This window comes from Streptomyces sp. NPDC048484 (assembly GCF_040651415.1).
Lineage (GTDB): Bacteria > Actinomycetota > Actinomycetes > Streptomycetales > Streptomycetaceae > Streptomyces.
This window is the reverse complement of record NZ_JBEZJY010000022.1, coordinates 65848-87318: the sequence shown is the minus strand read 5'-3', so window position 1 is coordinate 87318 and position 21471 is coordinate 65848. Positions and strand designations below refer to the sequence as shown.

Annotated in this window: 17 protein-coding genes and 1 pseudogene; 13 read left to right on the top strand and 5 right to left on the bottom strand. The window is 70.5% G+C overall.

Annotation, left to right across the window (positions count from 1 at the left end; translation table 11 throughout):
* Positions 1-84: 84 nt before the first annotated feature.
* Entirely contained in the window at positions 85-2994 is a 2910-nt protein-coding gene (locus tag AB0D14_RS22840) for a BTAD domain-containing putative transcriptional regulator (RefSeq protein WP_362781742.1), read from the top strand.
* Positions 2995-3063: 69 nt separating this feature from the next.
* Here the strand turns inward: AB0D14_RS22840 and AB0D14_RS22835 are convergent, their stop codons facing one another.
* Entirely contained in the window at positions 3064-3765 is a 702-nt protein-coding gene (locus AB0D14_RS22835; protein ID WP_362781740.1) for a haloacid dehalogenase type II, read from the bottom strand.
* A 232-nt stretch (positions 3766-3997) separates the two neighbouring features.
* Between AB0D14_RS22835 and AB0D14_RS22830 the strand changes: the two genes are divergently transcribed.
* The 4 genes from AB0D14_RS22830 (at position 3998) to meaB (ending at position 9565) form a co-directional block, all read left to right on the top strand.
* Positions 3998-4393 carry a ribonuclease domain-containing protein gene (locus AB0D14_RS22830; protein ID WP_362781738.1) on the top strand — a complete coding sequence of 132 codons (396 nt, stop codon included), beginning with the start codon at positions 3998-4000 and terminating at the stop codon, positions 4391-4393.
* 191 nt (positions 4394-4584) lie between these two features.
* Positions 4585-6393, top strand: a complete 1809-nt coding sequence (locus AB0D14_RS22825; protein WP_362781736.1) for a methylmalonyl-CoA mutase family protein — start codon at positions 4585-4587, stop codon at positions 6391-6393.
* On the top strand, positions 6393-8585 hold the full coding sequence (gene scpA, locus AB0D14_RS22820) for a methylmalonyl-CoA mutase (RefSeq protein ID WP_362781734.1): 2193 nt from the start codon (positions 6393-6395) through the stop codon (positions 8583-8585). Before AB0D14_RS22825 ends, scpA begins: the two co-directional genes overlap by 1 nt.
* Positions 8582-9565, top strand: a complete 984-nt coding sequence (meaB, locus tag AB0D14_RS22815) for a methylmalonyl Co-A mutase-associated GTPase MeaB (RefSeq protein WP_362781733.1) — start codon at positions 8582-8584, stop codon at positions 9563-9565. Before scpA ends, meaB begins: the two co-directional genes overlap by 4 nt.
* Positions 9566-9624: 59 nt before the next feature.
* Here meaB and AB0D14_RS22810 read toward each other — a convergent pair whose 3' ends face one another.
* Positions 9625-9954 carry a hypothetical protein gene (locus AB0D14_RS22810; protein ID WP_362781732.1) on the bottom strand — a complete coding sequence of 110 codons (330 nt, stop codon included), beginning with the start codon at positions 9952-9954 and terminating at the stop codon, positions 9625-9627.
* A 626-nt stretch (positions 9955-10580) separates the two neighbouring features.
* Here AB0D14_RS22810 and AB0D14_RS22805 point away from each other — a divergent pair.
* Entirely contained in the window at positions 10581-11033 is a 453-nt protein-coding gene (locus tag AB0D14_RS22805) for a flavodoxin family protein (protein WP_362781730.1), read from the top strand.
* 126 nt (positions 11034-11159) lie between these two features.
* Positions 11160-11822: a precorrin-8X methylmutase gene (locus AB0D14_RS22800; RefSeq protein WP_362781728.1), complete on the top strand. Its 663-nt coding sequence runs from the start codon at positions 11160-11162 to the stop codon at positions 11820-11822.
* 106 nt (positions 11823-11928) lie between these two features.
* Here AB0D14_RS22800 and AB0D14_RS22795 read toward each other — a convergent pair whose 3' ends face one another.
* On the bottom strand, positions 11929-12675 hold the full coding sequence (locus AB0D14_RS22795; protein ID WP_362781727.1) for a cobalt-precorrin-6A reductase: 747 nt from the start codon (positions 12673-12675) through the stop codon (positions 11929-11931).
* A 56-nt stretch (positions 12676-12731) separates the two neighbouring features.
* A pseudogene (locus AB0D14_RS22790) lies at positions 12732-12863 on the bottom strand (RNA-guided endonuclease TnpB family protein); the annotation flags it as partial.
* A gap of 119 nt (positions 12864-12982) precedes the next feature.
* Between AB0D14_RS22790 and AB0D14_RS22785 the strand changes: the two are divergent.
* A complete protein-coding gene (locus AB0D14_RS22785) occupies positions 12983-13825 on the top strand; it encodes a class I SAM-dependent methyltransferase (RefSeq protein WP_362781726.1) in 843 nt (280 codons plus the stop codon).
* Positions 13826-13982: 157 nt separating this feature from the next.
* Here the strand turns inward: AB0D14_RS22785 and AB0D14_RS22780 are convergent, their stop codons facing one another.
* Positions 13983-14993, bottom strand: coding sequence for a LacI family DNA-binding transcriptional regulator (locus AB0D14_RS22780; protein ID WP_362781724.1), 1011 nt, complete (start codon positions 14991-14993; stop codon positions 13983-13985).
* Between the two features lie 329 nt (positions 14994-15322).
* Here AB0D14_RS22780 and AB0D14_RS22775 point away from each other — a divergent pair, with 329 nt between their 5' ends.
* The 5 genes from AB0D14_RS22775 to AB0D14_RS22755 all read left to right on the top strand — a co-directional run bounded on the left by AB0D14_RS22775 (position 15323) and on the right by AB0D14_RS22755 (position 21457).
* Positions 15323-16696, top strand: coding sequence for an extracellular solute-binding protein (locus AB0D14_RS22775; RefSeq protein ID WP_362781722.1), 1374 nt, complete (start codon positions 15323-15325; stop codon positions 16694-16696).
* A gap of 121 nt (positions 16697-16817) precedes the next feature.
* On the top strand, positions 16818-17726 hold the full coding sequence (locus AB0D14_RS22770; RefSeq protein WP_362781720.1) for a sugar ABC transporter permease: 909 nt from the start codon (positions 16818-16820) through the stop codon (positions 17724-17726).
* Positions 17727-17728: 2 nt separating this feature from the next.
* Positions 17729-18634, top strand: coding sequence for a carbohydrate ABC transporter permease (locus AB0D14_RS22765; protein WP_362781719.1), 906 nt, complete (start codon positions 17729-17731; stop codon positions 18632-18634).
* A 49-nt stretch (positions 18635-18683) separates the two neighbouring features.
* A complete protein-coding gene (locus AB0D14_RS22760) occupies positions 18684-20201 on the top strand; it encodes an alpha-N-arabinofuranosidase (protein WP_362781717.1) in 1518 nt (505 codons plus the stop codon).
* Between the two features lie 59 nt (positions 20202-20260).
* Complete coding sequence (locus AB0D14_RS22755; protein WP_362781715.1) at positions 20261-21457, top strand: exo-alpha-sialidase; 1197 nt, start codon at positions 20261-20263, stop codon at positions 21455-21457.
* Positions 21458-21471: the final 14 nt, after the last annotated feature.

The following is a 21471-nucleotide window of genomic DNA, read 5'->3' as shown; positions in this document are numbered from 1 at the left end:
TGTCGATAGCTTGTCGAACAGCACACGAACAGCACACGCGGATGCCCGAGTTGGGGCGCGATCTGCACGGGGGGTGCGGACATCGTGGTGGAGTTACGGCTGTTGGGGCCGGTGGAACTGCTGGTGGGCCGGAGGGTCACGGAGATCGGGCCACCGCAGCGGCGTGCGGTACTGGCCGCGCTCGCCGTGGACGCCGGCCGTCCGGTGGCCGCCGAGGCGCTCATCGAGCGGGTGTGGGGCACCGATACGCCGGACGGCGCGAGGCGCGCACTGCACGCGCACATCGCCCGGATCCGCCGGCTCTGCGAGCGGACCGGCGATACGGACGACGACCGATTACGCCTGCTGCGCCGCTCGGGCGGATACCTCCTGGACGCGCGGTCCGACCAGGTGGACGTGCTCCGGTTCCGTCAACTGGCCGACCGTGCACGGCAGTCGGTGCTGACCGACAGTGTACGGGCGTCCCTGCTGCGCGAGGCTCTCGGGCTGTGGCGCGGGGAGCCGCTGGCCGGTCTCCACGGCCAGTGGGCGGCACGCGTGCGTGAGGCCTGGCGACGACAGCGCCTGAACGTGGCGCTCGGTTTCGCCCACGCGGAGCTGCGGGTCGGCGACCCCGCCGCCGTGATCGATCTGCTCACCGATCTGCTCGGCGACCACCCGCTGGTGGAACCCCTCACCGAGGCGCTGATGCGGGCACTGCACGCCGCCGGCCGCGGCGCGGAGGCGCTGGACTGTTTCGCCACGGTCCGGGGACGTCTGGCGGAGGAACTCGGCGCCGACCCGGGCCCCGGCCTGCGGGAGGCACATCAGGCCGTGCTGCGGGGAAGCCGCTCCGGGCGGCCCCCGGCCGACGCCACGGCCCGGCAGTCGCCGCCCCGGACACCCGCCGGCCCTCCTCCCGGCTCCGCGGCCGTCGGCGAGGTTCCGGCCCAGTTACCCATGGGTTTACGAGGATTCAGCGGACGCCGAGAGGAACTCGCCGAGCTGGACGCGATCCTCGTCCCCGCGGCGGACCAGCCCACCGAAGTGGTGATCGCCGCGCTGTCGGGCCCTGCGGGCGTGGGCAAGACCGCACTGGCCGTCCACTGGGCCCACCGGGCACAAAGCGCCCTGCCCGACGGGCAGTTGTACGTGGATCTGCGCGGCTTCGCCCCCGGCGGATCGGCGCTCGCTCCCGCGGAGGCGGTGCGCGGGTTCCTGGACGCCCTCGGAGTGCCGCCGCATCGCGTCCCGTCCGGGCTCGACGCGCAGACCGGCCTGTACCGCAGTCTGCTCGCCGGGCGGCGGATCCTGGTCGTGCTGGACAACGCACGCGACGCCGAACAGGTCCGCCCGCTGCTTCCCGGAGCGCCCGGCTGTCTGGCGCTGGTGACCAGCCGGCGTCTGCTCACCGGGCTGGCCGCCGCCGAGGGAGCCCACCTGCTCACCGTGGGACTTCTCGCGCCGGACACGGCACAGGACCTGCTGACCGGCCGGCTGGGCGCGGCACGTACGGCCGCCGAACCCGCCGCCGTACGCGAGATCGTCGGCCGTTGCGCGGGGCTGCCCCTGGCGCTGGCGATCGTGGCGGCCCGGGCCGCCGCCCAGCCCCGTCTGCCGCTCGCCCGGCTCGCGGAGGAACTGCGCCGGGCCGACCGCCGCCTGGACGCGCTGGACGGTGGGGAGCCGGCCAGCGAGGTCCGGGCGGTGTTCTCCTGGTCGTACCATGCGCTGAGTCCCGAAGCGGCCCGGCTCTTCCGGCTGCTGGGCCTGCACCGCGGACCCGACGCGGGACTGCCGGCCATCGCCGCGCTGGCCGGAGTGCCGGCGGCGAGGGCCCGTGTGCCGCTGGCGGAACTGGTCCAGGGGCATCTGCTCGCGGAGCTCAGCCCCGGCCGGTACTCCTTCCACGACCTGTTGCACGCCTACGCCGCCGAACTGGTCGTGGCGCGGGACAGCGCCACCGTCCGGCGTGCCGCGCTGCACCGGATGCTCGACCACTATGTGCACACCGCGCACTCCGCCGACGTCCTGCTCACTCCCCACCTCGATCCGCTCCCGCTGCCGCCCGCCCGGCCCGGGGCGGAGCCGGAGAAACTGGCGGGCCACCAGCAGGCGCAGGCATGGTTCAGCGCCGAGCGTCTCGTCCTGGTGGCCGCCGTACGGCAGGCCGCCGACACCGGCTTCGACGTGCACACCTGGCGCCTCGCCTCCGCCCTCACTACCTTCCTGGACCGGCACGGATACTGGCGGGCGCTGGCGACCGCCCAGACCAGCGCCCTGGACGCGGCGCGACGCCAGGGCGACACGGCGGGCCGGGCCGCGGCGCACCGCGGTCTCGGGCTCGCCCAGGACCGGCTGAACCGGCGTGACGACGCCCGGACCCACTACCTGTTAGCCCTGGAGCTGTTCGGTGAGCTGGGCAGCCATGCCGGGCAGGCCCGCACCCACCAGCATCTCGCCCGGATGTCGGCCGCCGAGAGTCTCCACCGGCAGGCGCTCCACCACGCCCGGCACAGTCTCACGCACTACCGGGCCGCCCAGGACCCGGCCGGACAGTCGGCCGCGCTCAACCACATCGGGTGGCTCGGCGCCCAGCTCGGCGAGCACCACCAGGCTCTCGCACACTGCGGTGAGGCACTCTCGCTGGCCCGGGAGGCCGGAGATGTCAACGGCCAGGCCCACATCCACGACAGCCTCGGTTACATCCACCACCACCTCGGCCGGTATCCGCAGGCCGTCTCCTACTACCGGCAGGCCGTCGACCTCTTCCACGCGACGGGAGAATTCCACAGCGAGGCCGCCGGACTCCTGTGCCTCGGCGACATCCACCGCACCACCGGTGACCTCCAGGACGCCCACCGCGCCTGGGAAAGAGCGGTGGCCATCACCGGGGATCTCGGCCTCGCGGACACGGACGCCCCGCGCGCCGACCTCCTCCACCGGCTCCGGCAGCGCCCCGGGGCCGCACGGGAAGCCGTCGTCCAGGGCGACGTCTCAGCCGGCGGCGGCTGAGCGCCCTTGCGGGTTCAGGGCTGCCGTCCGGCTCCGCCGGCACATGTGCGCTTCAGTCGTCGTCTGTCGTCAGCTCCGCTGAAGCGCGGTCAGCTCGGTGGCCAGCTCATCCAGGCTGTCCGACCGCCAGTCGAAGGTATCGGTCCCTCTCGGAGGATCCCCAACCGCTCGCCGTACGAAGGCGGTTCGCAGGCCCGCCGCCTGGGCTCCGCGAAGGTCCCAGGCGTGGGCGGCGACCATCAGCACGCGCTCCGCCGGACAGCCTGCCGCGTCGACAGCGAGCCGGTAGACCTCCGGCGCGGGCTTGTAGGCCTGGGTATCTTCGGCGGACAGAACCTGGTGCCAGCGCAGTCCGGCGTATGCGTTGAGACGGAGCAGGGTCGCGCGGTCGGCATTGGACAGTCCCAGTACCGGGAACCGCCGTGCGAGGCGCGCGAGTCCGGCGAGGGTGTCGTCCCAGGGGTCCAGGCGCTGACTCGCGGTGGCCAGTCGCTCGATGGCCACCGGGTCGGTGAGCCCGGCGCGGTCGGCCACGCGGTGAGCCGCTTCGTGATCGATGATCTCTGTGTTCGCATAGGGCCGACTTCCCACCTCGATGCGCCGCTGCTCGCTCTCCACATGCTGTTGCCACACGGTGAGCAGCTCGTCGACAGACGACTCGTCGGACGCGGGCACCGCGTCACGGATGGCCGCCCGCAGTCCGCCGGGCTCGTCGACCATCGTTCCGAGGATGTCGAACACGACGACCTCGATGTTGCCTGCCCCGACCATCCGGTCTCCTCATGGTGATGGTTCCGCGCGGTGATGGTGCTGCCCCACACGCACCGGGCGGGCATCAGAGGCATGGGGTGCCGCCCCAGCCTCCCCGGCCCCGGGCCGCGTCACCCGTTCAGCAGGTACCGATTCTCACTCGACCACCATCACCGGTCAAGAAGGTGACGCAGAGAGCATCTTGGTGGTTGTCATTGACATGCCAGTGTCTACGCGCGTCATCATGGATGGCATGAGATTCCCCCCACGAATCACTCGCATCGGCGCCGCAGCCGCCGTCCTGTCCGCCCTCCTGGTCGGCGGTACCGTCACCGCCAACGCCGCGGACACGTCCACCGCGGCCGTCGGCAGCATCTGCTACGGCAGCCTGCCGTCCCAGGCACACGACACGCTGGACCTGATCGAGCAGGGCGGTCCCTACCCCTACTCGCAGGACGGCAGCGTCTTCCAGAACCGGGAGGGCGTCCTCCCCGGGCAGTCCACCGGCTATTACCACGAGTACACGGTGATCACGCCTGGTTCCTCCACACGCGGTGCCCGTCGCATCGTCACCGGTGAGGAGAACCAGGAGGACTACTACACGTCCGACCACTACGCGTCGTTCAAGCTGGTCAACTACAGCTGCTGACCGGCGCGTACAAACCGTTCGTCGCCCCGCGGACCCCTCACATCCACCTGCCGCGGGGCGACGAAGGCGCGTTTGTCCGGTTCCCGCCGTGGCGGGTGTGACCGGTGAGGCAGAGATCACCGAGGCCGCGAGGGCAAGGTCACAGGCCTGGCCTCTGCTGTGACTCCATGAATCTGTCCTAGCATCCGAGCATGACGGTCCTGCCCAACGACGGGCTCTCGCTGGCCGCCGAGTTTCCTTCCGCGACACATGAGCAGTGGCGACGCCTGGTGGCGGGTGTGCTGAGCAAGTCGGGCAAGGTGGTCTCGGACGAGACAGCGGAGGCAGCCCTGTCCACCGCGCTGGAGGACGGGCTTGCGACCCGGCCTCTCTACACGGCGCACGACGACGCTCCTGATCCCGGCTTTCCCGGCTTCGCGCCCTTCGTACGAGGCGGCCGACCCGACGGAAACACCGTCGGCGGCTGGGGCGTACGCCAGCGGCACACGACGGCCGACAGCGCCGCGGTGCTCGCGGACCTGGAGAACGGCGTCACCTCGCTCTGGCTGGTCGTCGGCGAGGGCGGCTTCCCCGTGTCCTCGCTCGCCCAGGCTGTCGAAGGCGTCTTCCTGGACCTGGCGCCCGTCGCCCTCGACGCGGGACGTGACGCCGAGCCGGCCGCGCGGGAGCTGCTGCGGGTGTACGAGGAGCGGGGCATCGCCAAGGACGTCGTGCGCGGCAGTCTCGGCGCGGACCCGCTGGGCCACGAGGCACGCAGCGGCGAGGCGTTGGACTTCGCACCGGCCGTCGGTCTCGCACGGCTGTGCGCCGAGGAGTACCCGGGATTGCGGGCGCTGACCGTGGACGCCCTGCCGTACCACGAGGCAGGCGGCTCGGCCGCGCAGGAGCTGGGCGCTTCCCTGGCGACCGGCGTCGCCTGCCTGCGGGAGCTGACCGAGGCGGGGCTCTCCGTCGAACAGGCCTGCCGACAGCTGGAGTTCCGGTACTCGGCCACCGCCGACCAGTTCCTGACCATGGCCAAGCTGCGCGCCGCGCGCCGGCTGTGGGCGCGGGTCGTCGAGGTGTGCGGGGCGCCCGGGGCGGGGGCGCAACTGCAGCACGCCGTGACCTCACCGGTGATGATGTCGCGCCGCGATCCCTGGGTGAACATGCTGCGTACGACCATCGCCACGCTCGCCGCCGGAGTCGGCGGCGCCGACTCCGTCACCGTGCTCCCCTTCGACCACGCCCTCGGACTGCCGGACGCCTTCGCCCGTCGCATCGCCCGCAACACCTCGACGATCCTCGTCGAGGAGTCGCATCTGGCACGCGTGATCGACCCGGCGGGCGGCTCCTGGTACGTGGAGCGGCTCACGGACGAACTCGCCCACGCGGGCTGGGAGTTCTTCCAGCACATCGAGGGCCTCGGCGGGCAGGCGGCCGCCCTGCGTTCGGGCCGTCTCGGCCAGGACCTGGCGGAGACCTGGCAGGCGCGCAGCGCGAAGCTCGCCGAGCGCCGTGAACCCATCACCGGGGTCAGCGAGTTCCCGAACCTCACAGAGCGTGTCGTGGAGCGCGCGCCCGCGTCCGAGCCACCGTCCGGCGGGCTCCCGAAGGTGCGGCGCGACGAGGCGTACGAGGATCTGCGGGCCCGTTCCGACGCGCACCTCGCCGCCACCGGAAGCCGGCCACGCGTCTACCTCGCCACCATCGGCCCCGCCGCCGCCCACTCCGCCCGGTCCTCCTTCGTCTCGAACCTCTTCCAGGCCGGCGGCATCGAACCCGTCACGCAGGGCACCTTCGAGGACAGCGGAGCCACCGAGGCGTGCCTGTGCTCCAGCGACGCACTGTACGAGGAGCAGGCCGCGAGCACGGCCCGGGCCCTGCGGGTGGCAGGCGCGCGGCAGGTGTTCCTCGCCGGCCGTCCCGGGCAGTACACGGATGTCGACGCGTACGTCTTCGCGGGCTGCGACGCCGTCGCCGTGCTCTCCGCCACCCTCGACCGCATGGGAGTGTCCTGATGGAAATCCCCGACTTCTCCGGGATCCAGCTGGGAACCCCGACCGCCGGTACCAGCGCCGGTGCCGGTGCCAGTGCCGACGACTGGCGTACGGCCCTCAAGAAGGCGACCGGAAGCGACGAGGCGTTCTGGGAGACCCCGGAGGGCATCGCGGTCAAGCCGCTGTACACCGGTCGTGACCTGGAGGGCCTCGACTTCCTGGAGACCTACCCGGGCGTCGCGCCGTACCTGCGCGGCCCGTACCCCACGATGTACGTCAACCAGCCCTGGACGATCCGGCAGTACGCGGGCTTCTCCACGGCCGAGGAGTCCAACGCCTTCTACCGGCGCAACCTCGCCGCCGGCCAGAAGGGTCTGTCGGTCGCCTTCGACCTGCCCACCCACCGCGGCTACGACAGCGACCACCCGCGCGTGACGGGTGACGTCGGTATGGCGGGCGTGGCCATCGACTCGATCCTCGACATGCGCCAGCTGTTCGACGGCATCCCGCTCGACAGGATGTCCGTCTCGATGACGATGAACGGCGCCGTGCTGCCCGTCCTCGCGCTGTACATCGTGGCGGCGGAGGAGCAGGGCGTACCGCCGGAGAAGCTGGCCGGGACCATCCAGAACGACATCCTCAAGGAGTTCATGGTCCGCAACACCTACATCTATCCGCCGAAGCCGTCGATGCGGATCATCTCCGACATCTTCGCCTACACCTCGCAGCGGATGCCCCGCTACAACTCCATCTCCATCTCGGGCTACCACATCCAGGAAGCGGGCGCGACGGCCGACCTGGAACTGGCGTACACGCTCGCGGACGGCGTCGAGTACATCCGGGCGGGCCGGGAAGTCGGCCTGGACGTGGACGCGTTCGCGCCGCGGCTCTCCTTCTTCTGGGCGATCGGCATGAACTTCTTCATGGAGATCGCCAAGCTGCGGGCGGCGCGCCTGCTGTGGGCGAAACTGGTCAGGCAGTTCGACCCGCAGAACGCCAAGTCCCTTTCCCTGCGCACCCATTCGCAGACCTCCGGCTGGTCGCTGACCGCGCAGGACGTGTTCAACAACGTGACCCGGACCTGTGTGGAGGCGATGGCCGCGACCCAGGGCCACACCCAGTCGCTGCACACCAACGCCCTCGACGAGGCGCTCGCCCTGCCCACGGACTTCTCGGCGCGCATCGCCCGCAACACCCAGCTGCTGATCCAGCAGGAGTCGGGCACGACCCGCGTCATCGACCCGTGGGGCGGCAGCGCGTACGTCGAGAAGCTCACCCACGACCTCGCCCGGCGGGCCTGGCAGCACATCGAGGAGGTCGAAGCGGCGGGCGGCATGGCCAAGGCCATCGACGCGGGCATCCCCAAGCTGCGCATCGAGGAGGCCGCGGCCCGCACCCAGGCCCGGATCGACTCAGGACGCCAGCCGGTCATCGGCGTCAACAAGTACCGCGTCGAGACCGACGAGAAGATCGACGTCCACACCGTCGACAACTCCTCCGTACGCACCCAGCAGATCGAGAAGCTGCGGCGGCTGCGGGCGGAGCGGGACGAGGCAGCATGCCAGGACTCCCTTGACGCCCTGACCCGGGCGGCCGGCGGCGAGGGCAACCTGCTGGAGCTGGCGGTGCGCGCGGCCCGCGCCAAGGCCACCGTCGGGGAGATCTCCGACGCCCTGGAGAAGGTGTACGGGCGGCACGCGGGCCAGATCCGTACGATCTCCGGTGTGTACCGCAACGAAGCAGGCGAGTCCCCGTCCGTGGACCGCACCCGCACGCTCGTCGACTCCTTCGAGGAGGCCGAGGGCCGCCGTCCGCGCATCCTGGTGGCCAAGATGGGCCAGGACGGTCACGACCGCGGCCAGAAGGTGATCGCCACCGCCTTCGCCGACCTCGGCTTCGACGTCGATGTCGGCCCGCTGTTCCAGACCCCGGGCGAGGTGGCCCGCCAGGCGGTGGAGGCGGACGTGCACATCGTGGGCGTCTCGTCGCTGGCCGCCGGGCACCTCACCCTCGTACCGGCGCTGCGGGAGGAACTGGCGGCGGAGGGCCGCGACGACATCATGGTCGTCGTCGGCGGGGTGATCCCGCCGCAGGATGTGCCGACCCTGCTGGAGATGGGCGCGGCAGCCGTGTTCCCGCCCGGGACGGTGATCCCGGACGCGGCGTACGACCTCGTCCAACGGCTCTCGACCGGCCTCGGGCACGACCTGTGATCGAACTCGACACCTATGTCAAGGGCGTCCTCGACGGGAAGCGGGCGCTCATCGCCCGCGCCATCACCCTCGTCGAGTCCACCCGTCCCGGGCACCGCGCACTGGCGCAGGAGTTGCTGACCGCGCTGCTCCCGCACAGTGGGCGGGCCCGGCGGATCGGTATCAGCGGCGTCCCGGGGGTCGGCAAGTCGACGTTCATCGACGCGTTCGGCACGATGCTCACCGCGCTCGGCCACCGGGTGGCGGTGCTCGCCGTGGACCCGTCCTCCAGCCGTACGGGCGGCTCCATCCTGGGCGACAAGACCCGTATGGAACGCCTGGCCGTGGACCCCGCGGCCTTCATCCGCCCCTCCCCCACCGCAGGCACCCTCGGCGGGGTCACCAAGGCGACCCGCGAGTCGATCGTCGTCATGGAGGCCGCGGGCTACGACGTGGTGCTGGTGGAGACGGTCGGCGTCGGCCAGTCGGAGACCGCGGTCGCCAACATGGTCGACTCCTTCCTGCTGCTGACGCTGGCCCGTACCGGTGACCAGCTCCAGGGCATCAAGAAGGGCGTCCTGGAACTGGCGGACGTGATCGCCGTCAACAAGGCGGACGGTCCGCACGAGCGCGACGCCCGGGCCGCCGCACGGGAGCTGGCGGGCGCCCTACGGCTGATGCACGGCAAGGACGCGGCCTGGACCCCGCCGGTGCTGAGCTGCAGCGCCCGCGACTCGGCAGGCCTTGACACCGTCTGGGAACGCCTGGAACAACACCGCGCGCTCCTGGAGTCCACCGGCCGGCTCGCCGCCAAGCGCCGCGACCAGCAGGTCGACTGGACCTGGACCATGGTCCGCGACGAGCTGCTGGGCCGCCTGCACGCCGATCCGGCCGTACGCGCCCTCGCGCCCGCCCTTGAACAGCAGGTGCGGGACGGCGAGTTGACCGCCACGCTCGCCGCCGAGCGGATTCTGCGGACGTTCGGCGACACGGACCGCTGAGCTGGTCGTTCGAGCTTGTCGTTCGAGCTGCTCGTTCAGCCGACAGGCGTATCAGTGGGTCACGAGGAGCTGTCCCGCACATCCAGGTGGGCCCATGGGTCGTCGACCTGCTGCGCCCCCGCTGCTTCTTCCTGGGCGGCCGCCTCGGCGGCAGCCGCCTGGGCCCGCTTCGAGAACGCGACGGCCCGACGGGCCTTGGCGATGACCTCGTCATGGTCCCAACCGAACGTCGCGGCGTCGAGCCGGGCGTTGAAAGCGGTCAGCACCTCGGGGTTGATCACCTCGAGTGCGGCACGCAGCTCGGCGAGCGTCTGCGGACCGTCGGCGAACTCGAAAGCGAACGGGTCCGAAGATGTCTCTGGGCTCGGCTCGTGCGGTAGCGCGGACATGTGTGTGACCTCCGGTCTTGATGGGTCCACGGTACGCGGTGCATGTGGCTTCCGTGCACCGAGGACCACACACCGGCGACCTCTCGCTCTCCGGCCTCTGGGGGCACCCCGCAAGTTCGCCTCACGGCTACGGGGCGAGCCCTCCGCATCCACGTCCGTACGCGCCACCACGACCCGCCCGCGGCGGCACGTACCCTGCTGAAGCGGGGTACGCCGGAGCCGCTTGCCGGAGCCGCTTGCCGTGATCGGGCCCCGCCGATACCCGGTGACGACCACATCACAATGGGCCCCAGAAGCGCACCGAGCACCGCACCAAGGGCTTGCGCGCATGGCTGGAGCGCACCCGAGGACTCATACTCCCGGCGGCCGCGATCACTGTACGGGCCGCGCTGACCCTGGTGGCCATGGGCTGATCCGGCACCATCGCCCCGCGTCGTGAAGTGCCACGAAATGCCTGACCTGTACGGAGGGGCGAAGTCCGCGCCCAGCTGGGAAGGTGGCTGGGCGGCCGCCGCCGTGGTCGGCGATGGCGGCGGCCGTTGACGTGCGCGGTCTGCACCTCGCGAACTTGAACTCGTCCGCCGCCCTCTTTGCGACCCGGCGCGTCCGCACGGCATGGTTCGAGGGTGGCTACTTTGCTGATCGTGCATCACACACCCTCCCCGAACTGTCAGGCGATGTTCGAGGCCGTCGTCTCCGGTGCGAACGACCCGGAGATCGAAGGCGTGGGCATCGTTCGACGGGCGGCACTGGCCGCAACAGCCGACGACGTCCTGGCCGCCGACGGATACCTGCTCGGCACGCCGGCGAACCTGGGTTACATGTCCGGCGCTCTGAAGCATTTCTTCGACCAGATCTACTACCCTTGCCTGGACACGACGCAGGGCAGGCCCTTCGGCTATTACGTGCACGGGGGCAACGACGTCACCGGCGCGGTACGAGGCATCGAGTCGATCACCAAGGGCTTGGGCTGGCGACACTCAGCTGATGCCGTAACCGTGACGGGCGAGCCGAACAAGGCCGACATCGAGGCGTGTTGGGAGCTGGGGGCGTCCCTCGCGGCAGGGCTGATGAGCTGACGGCGCGATTTCGGGACGGCTACCGTCTCCCTCCACCGCCGAACCCGGACGCGAACCGCCTCCATGAACGGCTCTCCCCGCCTCGCCACCGCCCTGGCGGCGATCACTTCGTGAAGCCCGAGCCGTATGACGACCGAGAACAGTGAGAAAGACACCGTGACCACGTACGAGTACGAGAAGGACGGCGCGGCCATCTACCGCCGGTCCTTCGCCACCATCCGCGCGGAGGCGGACCTCGCGGGCCTGCCCGCCGACGTCAGCCAGGTCGCGGTCCGGATGATCCACGCCTGCGGGATGGTCGACCTCGTCCGCGACCTCACCTACACGCCGGACGTGGTGACCCGGGCCCGCGAGGCCCTGCGCTCCGGCGCGCCAATCTTCTGCGACGTCCAGATGGTGGCCTCCGGCGTGACCCGCAAACGCCTGCCCGCCGGCAACGACGTCCTCTGCACGCTGTCCGACCCGGCCGTTCCGGAGTTGGCTGCGAAGCTGGGCACCACGCGCAGTGCCGCCGCGCTGGAGCTGTGGCGTGACCGGCTGGAGGGTGCCGTGGTCGCCATCGGCAACGCGCCCACCGCCCTCTTCCGCCTCCTGGAGATGATCGACGAGGGGGCGCCCAGGCCCGCCGCCGTCATCGGCGTCCCGGTCGGCTTCGTCGGCGCCGCCGAGTCCAAGGACGCACTCGCGGCGAACCCGTCCGGTCTGGAACACCTGGTGGTACGGGGCCGTCGCGGGGGCAGCGCCATGGCCGCCGCCGCGCTCAACGCGATCGCGAGCAAGGAGGAGTGAGCGCAAGCCGTAAGGGGGCGTCCCCCGCCCGTGCCGGGCGAAGCCGGTTCGGGGGTGGGGACGCCTGCCGGGCGTCGTGACGCCGCGGAGATCCCGCGAAGATCCATCAGAGGCCCCCTATCCGCCGCACGACCCAGCGGGCGGCCGCTTCGGGGTCGGTCATCACGGGAACGCCCTCGGGGACCGGCGGTCGGCGGATCACGACCACCGGCAGCCCGGCCTCGCGCGCGGCGGCCAGCTTCGGGGCGGTGGCGTCACCTCCGCTGTCCTTGGTCACGACGACATCGACGCGGTGGCGGCGCAGCAGCTCCCGCTCCCCGTCGAGGTCGAAGGGACCGCGATCGAGCAGGACTTCCATGTGGGCCGGCTGCGGAGGCCCCGGTGAGTCGACGGACCGTACGAGAAACCACAGCTCGTCCAGACCCGCGAAGGCGGCCAGCCCCATGCGCCCGGTGGTGAGGAACACCCTCCGTCCGAGCCCGGGCAGCAGTTCGGCGGCAGCTTCCAGCGAACCGGCCTCGTGCCAGACGTCGCCTTCAACCGGAACCCAGCCGGGGCGGCGCAGCGCCAGCAGGGGAACGTGGGCGGCGGCGGCCGCGCTCGCCGCGTGGAAACTGATCGTCCCGGCGAATGGGTGGGTGGCGTCGATGAGCACGTCCACCGTGTGCTCGCACAGCCATGCCGTCAGGCCGTCGGTCCCGCCGAAGCCGCCGACACGGACCGTGCCCGGGGGCAGTCGGGGGCCGGTGACCCGCCCGGCCAGGGAACTGGTCAGGTCCAGCCCAGGGGTGCCGTGCAACAGCCCGGCCAGACGCCGGGCTTCTGTCGTTCCACCGAGGATCAGTACGCGCATGGGGATGTGGGTCCGTTCTTGAATCCTTCCCCTCGTGGACGAGGGGGATTCCTGGCTCAGGCTGCCTGGCGGAACAGCGTCCCGCCAGGTCTTGCGCCATCAGCACCAGCCGGGTTGAGACCAGCCCGGGCCAGCATCACGCGGGCGGGTTCATTGTCTCTGGGCGAGACGGTTCCGCACGCGGCGCAACCGACATCCTGCCAAACCTTCGACCGTCGGTGAACCAAGTGCCCCGCACCCGGTCATGCCGTGGAATCATCGGTCCGCCGGACGGGAACATGAACTCTGTGAGGGGCTAAAGGCCGACATGACCACCGAGTGGGAGTGGGACGACTCGCTGTTCCTGGGCACGGCCGCCCACTACCGGCGCGGGAGACTCCCTTACGCGCCCGGGCTGGCGGATACGCTCGCCGCGGCACTGGAGCTCGACGGGCGAGGACGCCTCCTCGACGTGGGGTGTGGACCCGGCATCCTCGCCCTGAGCCTGGTGCACCTGTTCGGCGAGGTCGTCGGCGTGGACCCGGACAGCGGGATGATCGCCGAAGCCACGCGTGAAGCCGCCGAGCGCGGGGCGGGCGGGAAGGCTCGGTGGGTGCGGGCCCGGGCCGAGGAGCTGCCCGCGGGCCTCGGCACGTTCACCGTCGCGTCCTTCGGCCAGTCCTTCCACTGGATGGACCGCGACCTCGTGGCGGCAACGGTCAAGGGCATGCTCCGGCCAGGCGGGGCATTGGTGCACATCTCCGACGTGAAGACGGAATCCCGAACCGTCGACGGCCTGCCGTATCCGGCGGTGCCCCATACGGCCTTGGAAGAGCTGGTCAAACGCTATCTGGGGCCGGTCCGCAGAGCCGGTCGGGGCGTGTTGCGGCACGGGACACCCGGCGGTGAGGCCGCCGTGTTCGACCGGGCGGGCTTCACCGGTCCGCAGCGGCATGTCGTGCCCGGCGGGCAGGCGCTGGAGCGCACGAGTGACGACGTCGTCGCGGGGGTCTTCTCGATGTCGCTCTCGGCGCCTCACCTGTTCGCCACACGCCGAGACGACTTCGAAGCAGACGTACGCCGGCTGCTGCGGGAGGTCTCCCCGTCGGGCCGCTTCTCCGAACGCGGGCCGAGCACCGAGATCTTCGTCTGGTGGAAAGACCCCCGCTGAGCTTGTCCTTCATGGTCTGAGGTCGGTGGGCGAACACCGTGCCGGTCAGGAGCACATGGACGGCCGGACCGCCGAGGGTGCCCAGCGGCGCGTTGCGGCGCCACCGACGCAGGCCGACCGTGACGGCCGGGGCAGCCGGTCGCACGCCCCTTTCGCGCTACGCCCGCGTGCTCTCCCGCACGACCAGTTCGTACCCCGCGGTGAGTCGCGTGTGGGGGGCCTCCGCGTCGGTGGTGATTCTGTGCAGCACGGCGTCCACGGCCAGTTCGGCGATCTCCCGCTTGTCCGGCGAGACGGTGGTCAGTGAGGGCACGCTGTAGCGGGTCTCCTGGATGTCGTCGAAGCCCACGACCGCCAGGTCCTCCGGCACCCTGAGGCCGTGTTCGTGCGCCGCGCGCATCGCGCCGGAGGCGAGCAGGTCACTGAAGCAGAAGACAGCGTCCGGGGGGTCGTCCAGAGCGAGCAGGAGCCGCATGGCCGCGGCCCCGTCGGCGCGGGTGAACTGCCCGGTGTCCGGGACGAGCCGGGGGTCGTGCGGTACGCCCGCGGTGTGCAGCGCGGTCAGGAAACCGTGCATACGCTGCACCGTCGTCGCATGGGCCCGGTCCGACGGCTGGCCGATGACCCCGATGCGCCGTCGGCCGAGCTGGAGCAGGTGCTCGGTCGCTTCCCGTGCCGCCGCGGAGTTGTCGATCAGTACGTGGTCCGCCGGGATCTTGTACGACTGCTCACCCAGGAGTACGAGGGGTACGCGGCGCTCGCGGTTGGCGAGCATGGTCTCGTCGAGGCAGAGCGGACTGAGCAGCACACCGTCGATGAGCGGGTCGCTGAGCCCGCAGGCGATGCGCAGTTCCTCCGCCGGGTCTCCCCCGGTGTCCTCGATGAGTACGGTGCAGCCGCGTTTCTTGGCGGCCGCGATGACCTCCGCGGCGAGTTCCGCGAAGTACGGTGCGACCAGTTCGGGGACCGCCAGCGCGATGATGCCGCTGCGACCGGTGCGCAGGTGGCGTGCGGAGGCGTTGGGCTGGTAGTCGAGTTCGGCCAGGGCGCGCAGCACCCGTTCCCGGGTCGGCTCCGCGACACGGACCTCGCCCCTGACGACGTTCGAGACCGTCTTGATCGATACGCCCGCACGTTCGGCGACGTCCTTGAGGCGTGCACCTGCCATGGTGGCCGCCCTCCCTCCCCGGTTTCCTTCCCCGGCTTCCTCCCGGTCACCCTCGGCGTCGATGCGTCACGCGGGTCGGTCCGGTGTACTGCTCAGCGTAAGCCATCTTGCAACGTTGCAAGAGACCTACTTCCCACTTGGGTGATATGACCCGATAAGGCGTTGTCGACCTGACGAACAAGCAGTTCTCGCACAAGTGTTGACGCCGCATTTCCCGGGCGATACAACGTTGTAATTACTTCAGCCACAGCAACCGGGCCGATCAGTCCGGTCGTTGATTACAACGTTGTAGTCGCCTGAGTTTCCCTGCCGTGGAAGGACGCCTGCCCATGCGGGACCGCACGCCGCACACCTCCCCGCCCGCTCCCGCTCCGTCCCGGCGCCGCCTGCTGCGCGGCACCCTGTCGCTCGGTGCCGTCGCGGCCTCCGCCGCCGCCCTCGGCGGCTGCGACAGCACACTCGCGCAGGGCTTCACCGGCGGTTCGCCCGGTGCGTCACGGCTGAACTTCTGGAATCCCTTCACCGGCGGTGACGGCGAGCGGTTGCTGGCCATGCAGGCCGACTACCGGTCCCGGCACCGGGCGACGGACCTGAAGTCGGCGACCTTCGTGTGGGGCAATCCGTACTACACCAAGCTCACGCTGGCGACGCTCGGCGACCGGCCCCCGCAGGTCGCCATCAGTCACCTGTCGAAAGTGCCCACACTCGCCGAGGCGGGACTGCTCACCGAGATTCGGCCGGCCGATCTGGCCCGGCACGGGCTGACCGAGGACAAGTTCGACCCGCGGCCGTGGAAGAAGTCCCAGCTGGACGGGAAGCTGTACGCCATCCCGCTCGACACGCATCCCTTCGTGCTCTACTTCCGTACCGACATCGCGGAGAAGGCCGGCCTGCTCGACGGCAAGGGCCGGCTGACGGACGTGGACGGGCCCGACGCGTTCATCGACGCCCTGCGCGCCGCGAAGGAGGTGACCGGGGCGTGGGGCGGCTCGGTCGCCTCGGTGAAGGACGCCTCGACGCAGTTCCGGCTCTTCTGGTCGTTCTACCGGCAGATCAGCGGCGGCGATCTCGTCGCCGACCAGGGCAAGAAGGTCGTCATCGACACGGCGGCCGCGGCCGAGGCCCTCGCGTACATCCGCCGCCTGACCCAGGAGAAGGTCGTCCCCACGAGCACCGACAGCCCTGGGGCCATCACGATGCTGACCACCGGAAAGGCCGGCTTCCTGATGGACGGCGTCTGGCAGGTCCTCACCGCCCAGGGCGCCAAGGTGAAGTTCGACATGCGGCCGCTGCCCAGGATCTTCCACGACGCGCCCTACGCCTGCGCCGCCGACTCGCACTCGCTCGTCCTGCCCAAGGCTCCCTCCGACTCGGCTCAACGTCTCGACCTCTCCCTGGGGTTCGTCGCCTCCCTGCTGGGCTCCAGCGAGCTGTGGGCGGAAGGCGGACACATCCCCGCGTGGCTGCCCACCCAGCAGTCGCGCGACTACAAGGAGCTCGTCCCGCAGTCGCACTACGCCGCTGCCGCCGACGGAGCCGCCTACGACCCGGCCGCCTGGTACGGCGGTGCGGGCAGCACTCTGCAGATCGTCATCGGCGACGCCGTGACCTCCGTGTTCACCGGCGCCACCAGCCCCACGGCCGGAGCCGCGCGGATGCGCCGCGAACTGCGCGAACTCGCGAACCGGCCCGCGCCCCTGTAGCCCGGGCCCGCACCCCCGTACCCCGGCCCGCTCAGCCGGCCGCCAACCGCTTCGTATCCGGCCCTCATCGGGCCCCCGCACGTCGTGAGATCCCGTATGTCCTGACTGAAAGGGCCGTCCCATGGCCACGACAACCGCACCGACCGAGGCCCGAGGCAGAGGTGACCGCTGGGCCGGTCCGGGGATGCTGTTGCCCTTCGCCCTGTTCTACCTGCTCTTCCTGGTAGGGCCGCTGATCTATACCGTCGTGGCCGGCTTCTTCGAGACCAGCCTGCTCAAGACGGGCCTCGGCGAATTCGCCGGGCTGTCCAACTACACGGCCGTGCTGGGCGACGACGAGTTCTGGCGCACGCTCAGGAACACGCTGTGGTTCACCGTTCTGACGACCGTCCCCCTGGTACTGCTCAGTCTGGTGCTGGCGATTCTCGCCGACCGCTTCGTCCGCGGACGCTGGTTCTTCCGCTTCGCCTTCTTCGCGCCGTTCGTGCTGCCCTCGGCGGTCGTCGCGCTGATGTTCACATTCATCTACGCCGATCAGGTGGGCCTCGCCCAACAGGCCGCGCAGTGGGTCGGCGTGGACACCCCGCCTTCCTTTCTCGGCGATCCGGACTGGGCGATGATCTCCATCGCCGCCGCCACCGTGTGGTGGACGCTCGGCTTCAACTTCGTCCTGTACCTGGCCGGTCTGCAGGACATCCCGCGTTCCGTGCACGAGGCCGCGGCCATCGACGGAGCCGGGCCCTGGCAGCGCATCCGCCATGTGGTCGTGCCGATGCTCGGCCGCACCACCACCCTCGTCACGGTCCTCCAGGTGGTCGCCTCCCTGAAGGTCTTCGACCAGATCTACATGCTGACCAACGGCGGCCCCGACGGAAGCACCCGGCCCTCACTCCAGCTCATCTATGACACGGGCTTCGTCGAGGGCCGCGTCGGCTACGCGTCGACCGTCTCGCTTCTGCTCTTCGTGGTGATCCTGCTGGTCTCGCTCGTCTGGTTCGCCCTCGTCCGACGCGCCGAGAAGGAGAGCTGATCATGACCGCCACCGCCACCGCCAGCGCCACCGCCACACCGCCCGTCACCGAGCAGAAGACACCAGCGGCCGGGCCGCCTCGGAGGTACGACGCCGAGCGCCTCTTCAACCGGGTGGCCCTCGGAGCCCTCATCGCCTTCGCGGTGCTGTGGCTGGTGCCCCTCGCCTGGGCGCTCGCCACCTCGATCCGGCCCGCGCAGGAGGTCATCACCGACCCCACCAACTGGTTCACCGCCCACCCCACCCTCGCGGCGTACAAGGACATCTTCGACGCGGGGAAACTGCCCTACTGGTACGCGAACAGCTTCATCACCTCGACCCTGACGACCGTGCTCACGGTCCTGGCCGCGTCGCTGGCCGCCTTCGCCCTCTCGCAGACCCGCTTCAGGGCACGCCGCGCCGCGTTCGTGATGCTCCTCGCCGGGATCATGATCCCGGGGCAGGTCCTCATGATCCCCCAGTTCCTGGCGCTCCAGGAGGCGGGCCTGCTCAACACCTACTGGGGAGTCGTGCTCCCCCAGGTCCCCAACGTCGTCGCCGTGTTCGTCTTCAAGCAGTTCTTCGACGGCATTCCCAGGGAACTGATCGACGCCGCACGAGCGGACGGCGCGTCCTGGCTGCGTACGTACCGGCAGATCGTCATGCCCATCTCGCGGCCGGTGATCTCCGCGGTCACGATCTTCGTGTTCGTCGGGGTCTGGAACAACTTCCTGTGGCCCCTCCTGGTCGTCACCGACCCGGAGATGATGACCCTGCCCGTCGGACTGACCTCCGTCCAGGACGTCTTCGGCGTGCCCTACGCCCAGTTGATGGCGTCCGCCGTGCTCGGCGCGATCCCGCTCATCACCGTGTTCCTGCTGTTCCAGCGCCGCATCGTCGAAGGCATCGCCGGGACGGGCCTCAAGTAACCCAGCCTGCCCACCAGTTCACACTCCTCCCCCTCAGAAAGGCTCCAGCATGCCGCACACCGCACGGTTCACCGTCGACCCCGAGTTCACCGTCGGGGAGGTGGACCCGCGTCTGTACGGATCGTTCGTCGAGCACATGGGTCGCTGCGTCTACACCGGCATCTACGAGCCGGAACACCCCACCGCGGACGCCGCCGGATTCCGGACCGACGTCGCCGACCTGGTACGGGAACTCGGCACGGGTCTGGTCCGCTACCCCGGAGGCAACTTCGTCTCCGGCTATCACTGGGAGGACGGGGTCGGCCCGGCCTCCGAGCGGCCGCGCCGGCTCGACCTCGCGTGGCGCTCCATCGAGACCAACCAGGTGGGCACCAACGAGTTCCTCACCTGGGCCCGACAGCTCGGTCTCGACCCGATGATGGCGGTCAACCTCGGCACCCGCGGGATCGACGCCGCCCGCGCCCTGGTGGAGTACTGCAACCAGCCCGGTGGCACCGCCTGGTCCGACCTGCGGGTCAAGCACGGCTACTCCGCACCGCACGACGTCAAGCTGTGGTGCCTGGGCAACGAGATGGACGGCCCCTGGCAGACCGGCCACAAGACGGCCACCGAGTACGGACGGCTCGCGGCCGAGACCGGCAAGGCCATGCGCCAGGTCGACCCGTCCATCGAGCTGGTCGCCTGCGGCAGCTCCAACGCGTCCATGCCGACCTTCGGCACCTGGGAGCGCGAGGTGCTGGAGCAGACGTACGACGAGGTGGACTACCTCTCTCTGCACGCCTACTACGAGGAGTTCGACGGCGACCGCGCCAGTTTCCTGGCCTCCGGGGCGCACATGGACCAGTACATCCGCGACGTGGTCGCCACCGCGGATCATGTGCGTGCCGCGCGCCGCTCCAAGAAGCAGATCAGGCTCTCGTTCGACGAGTGGAACGTCTGGTACGCCGCCCGCTTCGTCGGCGAGCGCAACCTGGAGACCGCCGAGACGCCCCGCCTGATCGAGGACATCTACAGCGTGACCGACGCCGTCGTCGTCGGCTCGCTGCTCATCACGCTCCTGAGGAACGCCGACCGGGTGGCCATCGCGTGCCTCGCCCAGCTGGTCAACGTCATCGCCCCGATCCGCAGCGAACCGGGTGGCGCGACCTGGCGGCAGTCCACCTTCCACCCGTTCGCCCAGGCGGCCCGGTTCGCCACCGGGAAGGTACTGCGCACCGACGTCACCGGGTCCCGTATCGACACACAGCGGCACGGCGACGTATCGGCGCTCGACACGGTGGTGACGTACGAGGAGGAGAGCGGCGCGCTGACCGTTCTCGCCGTCAACCGCGGCCAGGAGGAGTCACTGCGCCTCCGGGCCGAGTTGCGCGGCGCGCTGTCCGGATACCGGGTGCTGGAGCACCTCGTCCTGGCCGACCAGGACCCGGACGCCGTGAACACCGAGGCCGAGCCGGACCGTGTCACGCCGCGCGCCGGGGGCGGAGCCAAGGTCTCCGCCGACGGCGCTCTTGAGGCGGAGCTGGCCCCGGTGTCCTGGAACGTCATCCGCCTGGCCCCTGCCGAGTGACGTCACGTCCGACGTCACCGGCCGAACAGATCGAGCCCGCACCCCGATGGGAGAATCTGATGTCGGCAAGATCCCGCACACCCCTGCATCCGCTCCACCTGGCCGCCCTGGTATCCGCACTGCTCGCCCTCCTCGCGGCCCTGCTCACCGCGCAGACCGGTACGGCCGACGCCGCGACCGGCACCGTACTGCGCAACGACACCGGGCTGTATCCCCGGGCGGTCCGTCTCGCGCACAACGCGGGCGCCAACGGCCGCATCCTGTCGTCGGTGGTCACGTTCTCCGGGAACAACGGACTCGGGACCATCTACGAGAGCACCGACGCCGGCGCGTCCTTCCGCCAGGTCGGCGCGGTCAGTGACCCAGAGGCGGCCGGCGGGCAGGGACTCTGCTGCTCCACGCTCTTCGAACTCCCGCAGAAGGTCGGCAACCTGCCCGCCGGCACTCTGCTCTGGGCGGCCTCGGTCGGCCAGGACGAGACGAACCGGCGCATGGCCCTGCGTGTCTTCAAGAGCAACGACGTGGGACGCACCTGGAGTTACCTGTCCACCATCGCGACCGCGGGCAGCACCGGGGGCCTGTGGGAGCCCGAGTTCTCCGTCGACGCCTCCGGACAACTGGTCGCCCACTACTCGGACGAGACCGACTCGGCACACAGCCAGAAGCTGATGGCCGCACGCACCTCGAACGGCACGACCTGGACCGGACACCACGCCACCGTCATCAGCCCTCTCGCCACCGACCGGCCCGGTATGGCGGTCATCCGCAAACTCGGCAACGGCACCTACTTCATGTCGTACGAGATATGCGCGGCCGCCGGGCAGTACCAGTGCGTCGTGCACTACCGGACCTCGCCCGACGGCTGGGACTGGTCGGGCGGGCCCTTCCTCGGCATCCGGCCCGAGACGGCCGACGGCAAGTACTTCAAGCACGCCCCCACCGTGGCCTGGGCTCCCGAGGCCGGCAATCCACTGGGCCGGCTCTTCCTGATCGGCCAGGTCCTGTACAACAAGGACGGCAGCGTGGCCGCCGGCAGCCGCAGGACCGTCTGGGTCAACAGCGCTGGCGGCAGCGGCACTTGGCGGGAGATCGCGGCGCCCGTCACCGTCGAGTCGACGGTCGTCGACTACTGCCCCAACTACAGCTCGGCGCTGCTGCCGTCGGCAGACGGAAACAGCCTGCTGGAGATCGCCACCGACTGGTCCGGCGGCATCTGCAAGCCGTACTTCGCCACGAAGTCCGTACCGTCGGCCTGATCCTGTTCGGACAC

Coding starts and splice junctions, on each gene's coding strand:
- AB0D14_RS22835 (WP_362781740.1), bottom strand. CDS start 3,765: ATGGTCGGGGCAGGCAACATCGAGGTCGTCGTGTTCGACATCCTCGGA.
- AB0D14_RS22830 (WP_362781738.1), top strand. CDS start 3,998: ATGAGATTCCCCCCACGAATCACTCGCATCGGCGCCGCAGCCGCCGTC.
- AB0D14_RS22825 (WP_362781736.1), top strand. CDS start 4,585: ATGACGGTCCTGCCCAACGACGGGCTCTCGCTGGCCGCCGAGTTTCCT.
- scpA (WP_362781734.1), top strand. CDS start 6,393: ATGGAAATCCCCGACTTCTCCGGGATCCAGCTGGGAACCCCGACCGCC.
- AB0D14_RS22810 (WP_362781732.1), bottom strand. CDS start 9,954: ATGTCCGCGCTACCGCACGAGCCGAGCCCAGAGACATCTTCGGACCCG.
- AB0D14_RS22800 (WP_362781728.1), top strand. CDS start 11,160: ATGACGACCGAGAACAGTGAGAAAGACACCGTGACCACGTACGAGTAC.
- AB0D14_RS22795 (WP_362781727.1), bottom strand. CDS start 12,675: ATGCGCGTACTGATCCTCGGTGGAACGACAGAAGCCCGGCGTCTGGCC.
- AB0D14_RS22785 (WP_362781726.1), top strand. CDS start 12,983: ATGACCACCGAGTGGGAGTGGGACGACTCGCTGTTCCTGGGCACGGCC.
- AB0D14_RS22780 (WP_362781724.1), bottom strand. CDS start 14,993: ATGGCAGGTGCACGCCTCAAGGACGTCGCCGAACGTGCGGGCGTATCG.
- AB0D14_RS22775 (WP_362781722.1), top strand. CDS start 15,323: ATGCGGGACCGCACGCCGCACACCTCCCCGCCCGCTCCCGCTCCGTCC.
- AB0D14_RS22770 (WP_362781720.1), top strand. CDS start 16,818: ATGGCCACGACAACCGCACCGACCGAGGCCCGAGGCAGAGGTGACCGC.
- AB0D14_RS22765 (WP_362781719.1), top strand. CDS start 17,729: ATGACCGCCACCGCCACCGCCAGCGCCACCGCCACACCGCCCGTCACC.
- AB0D14_RS22760 (WP_362781717.1), top strand. CDS start 18,684: ATGCCGCACACCGCACGGTTCACCGTCGACCCCGAGTTCACCGTCGGG.
- AB0D14_RS22755 (WP_362781715.1), top strand. CDS start 20,261: ATGTCGGCAAGATCCCGCACACCCCTGCATCCGCTCCACCTGGCCGCC.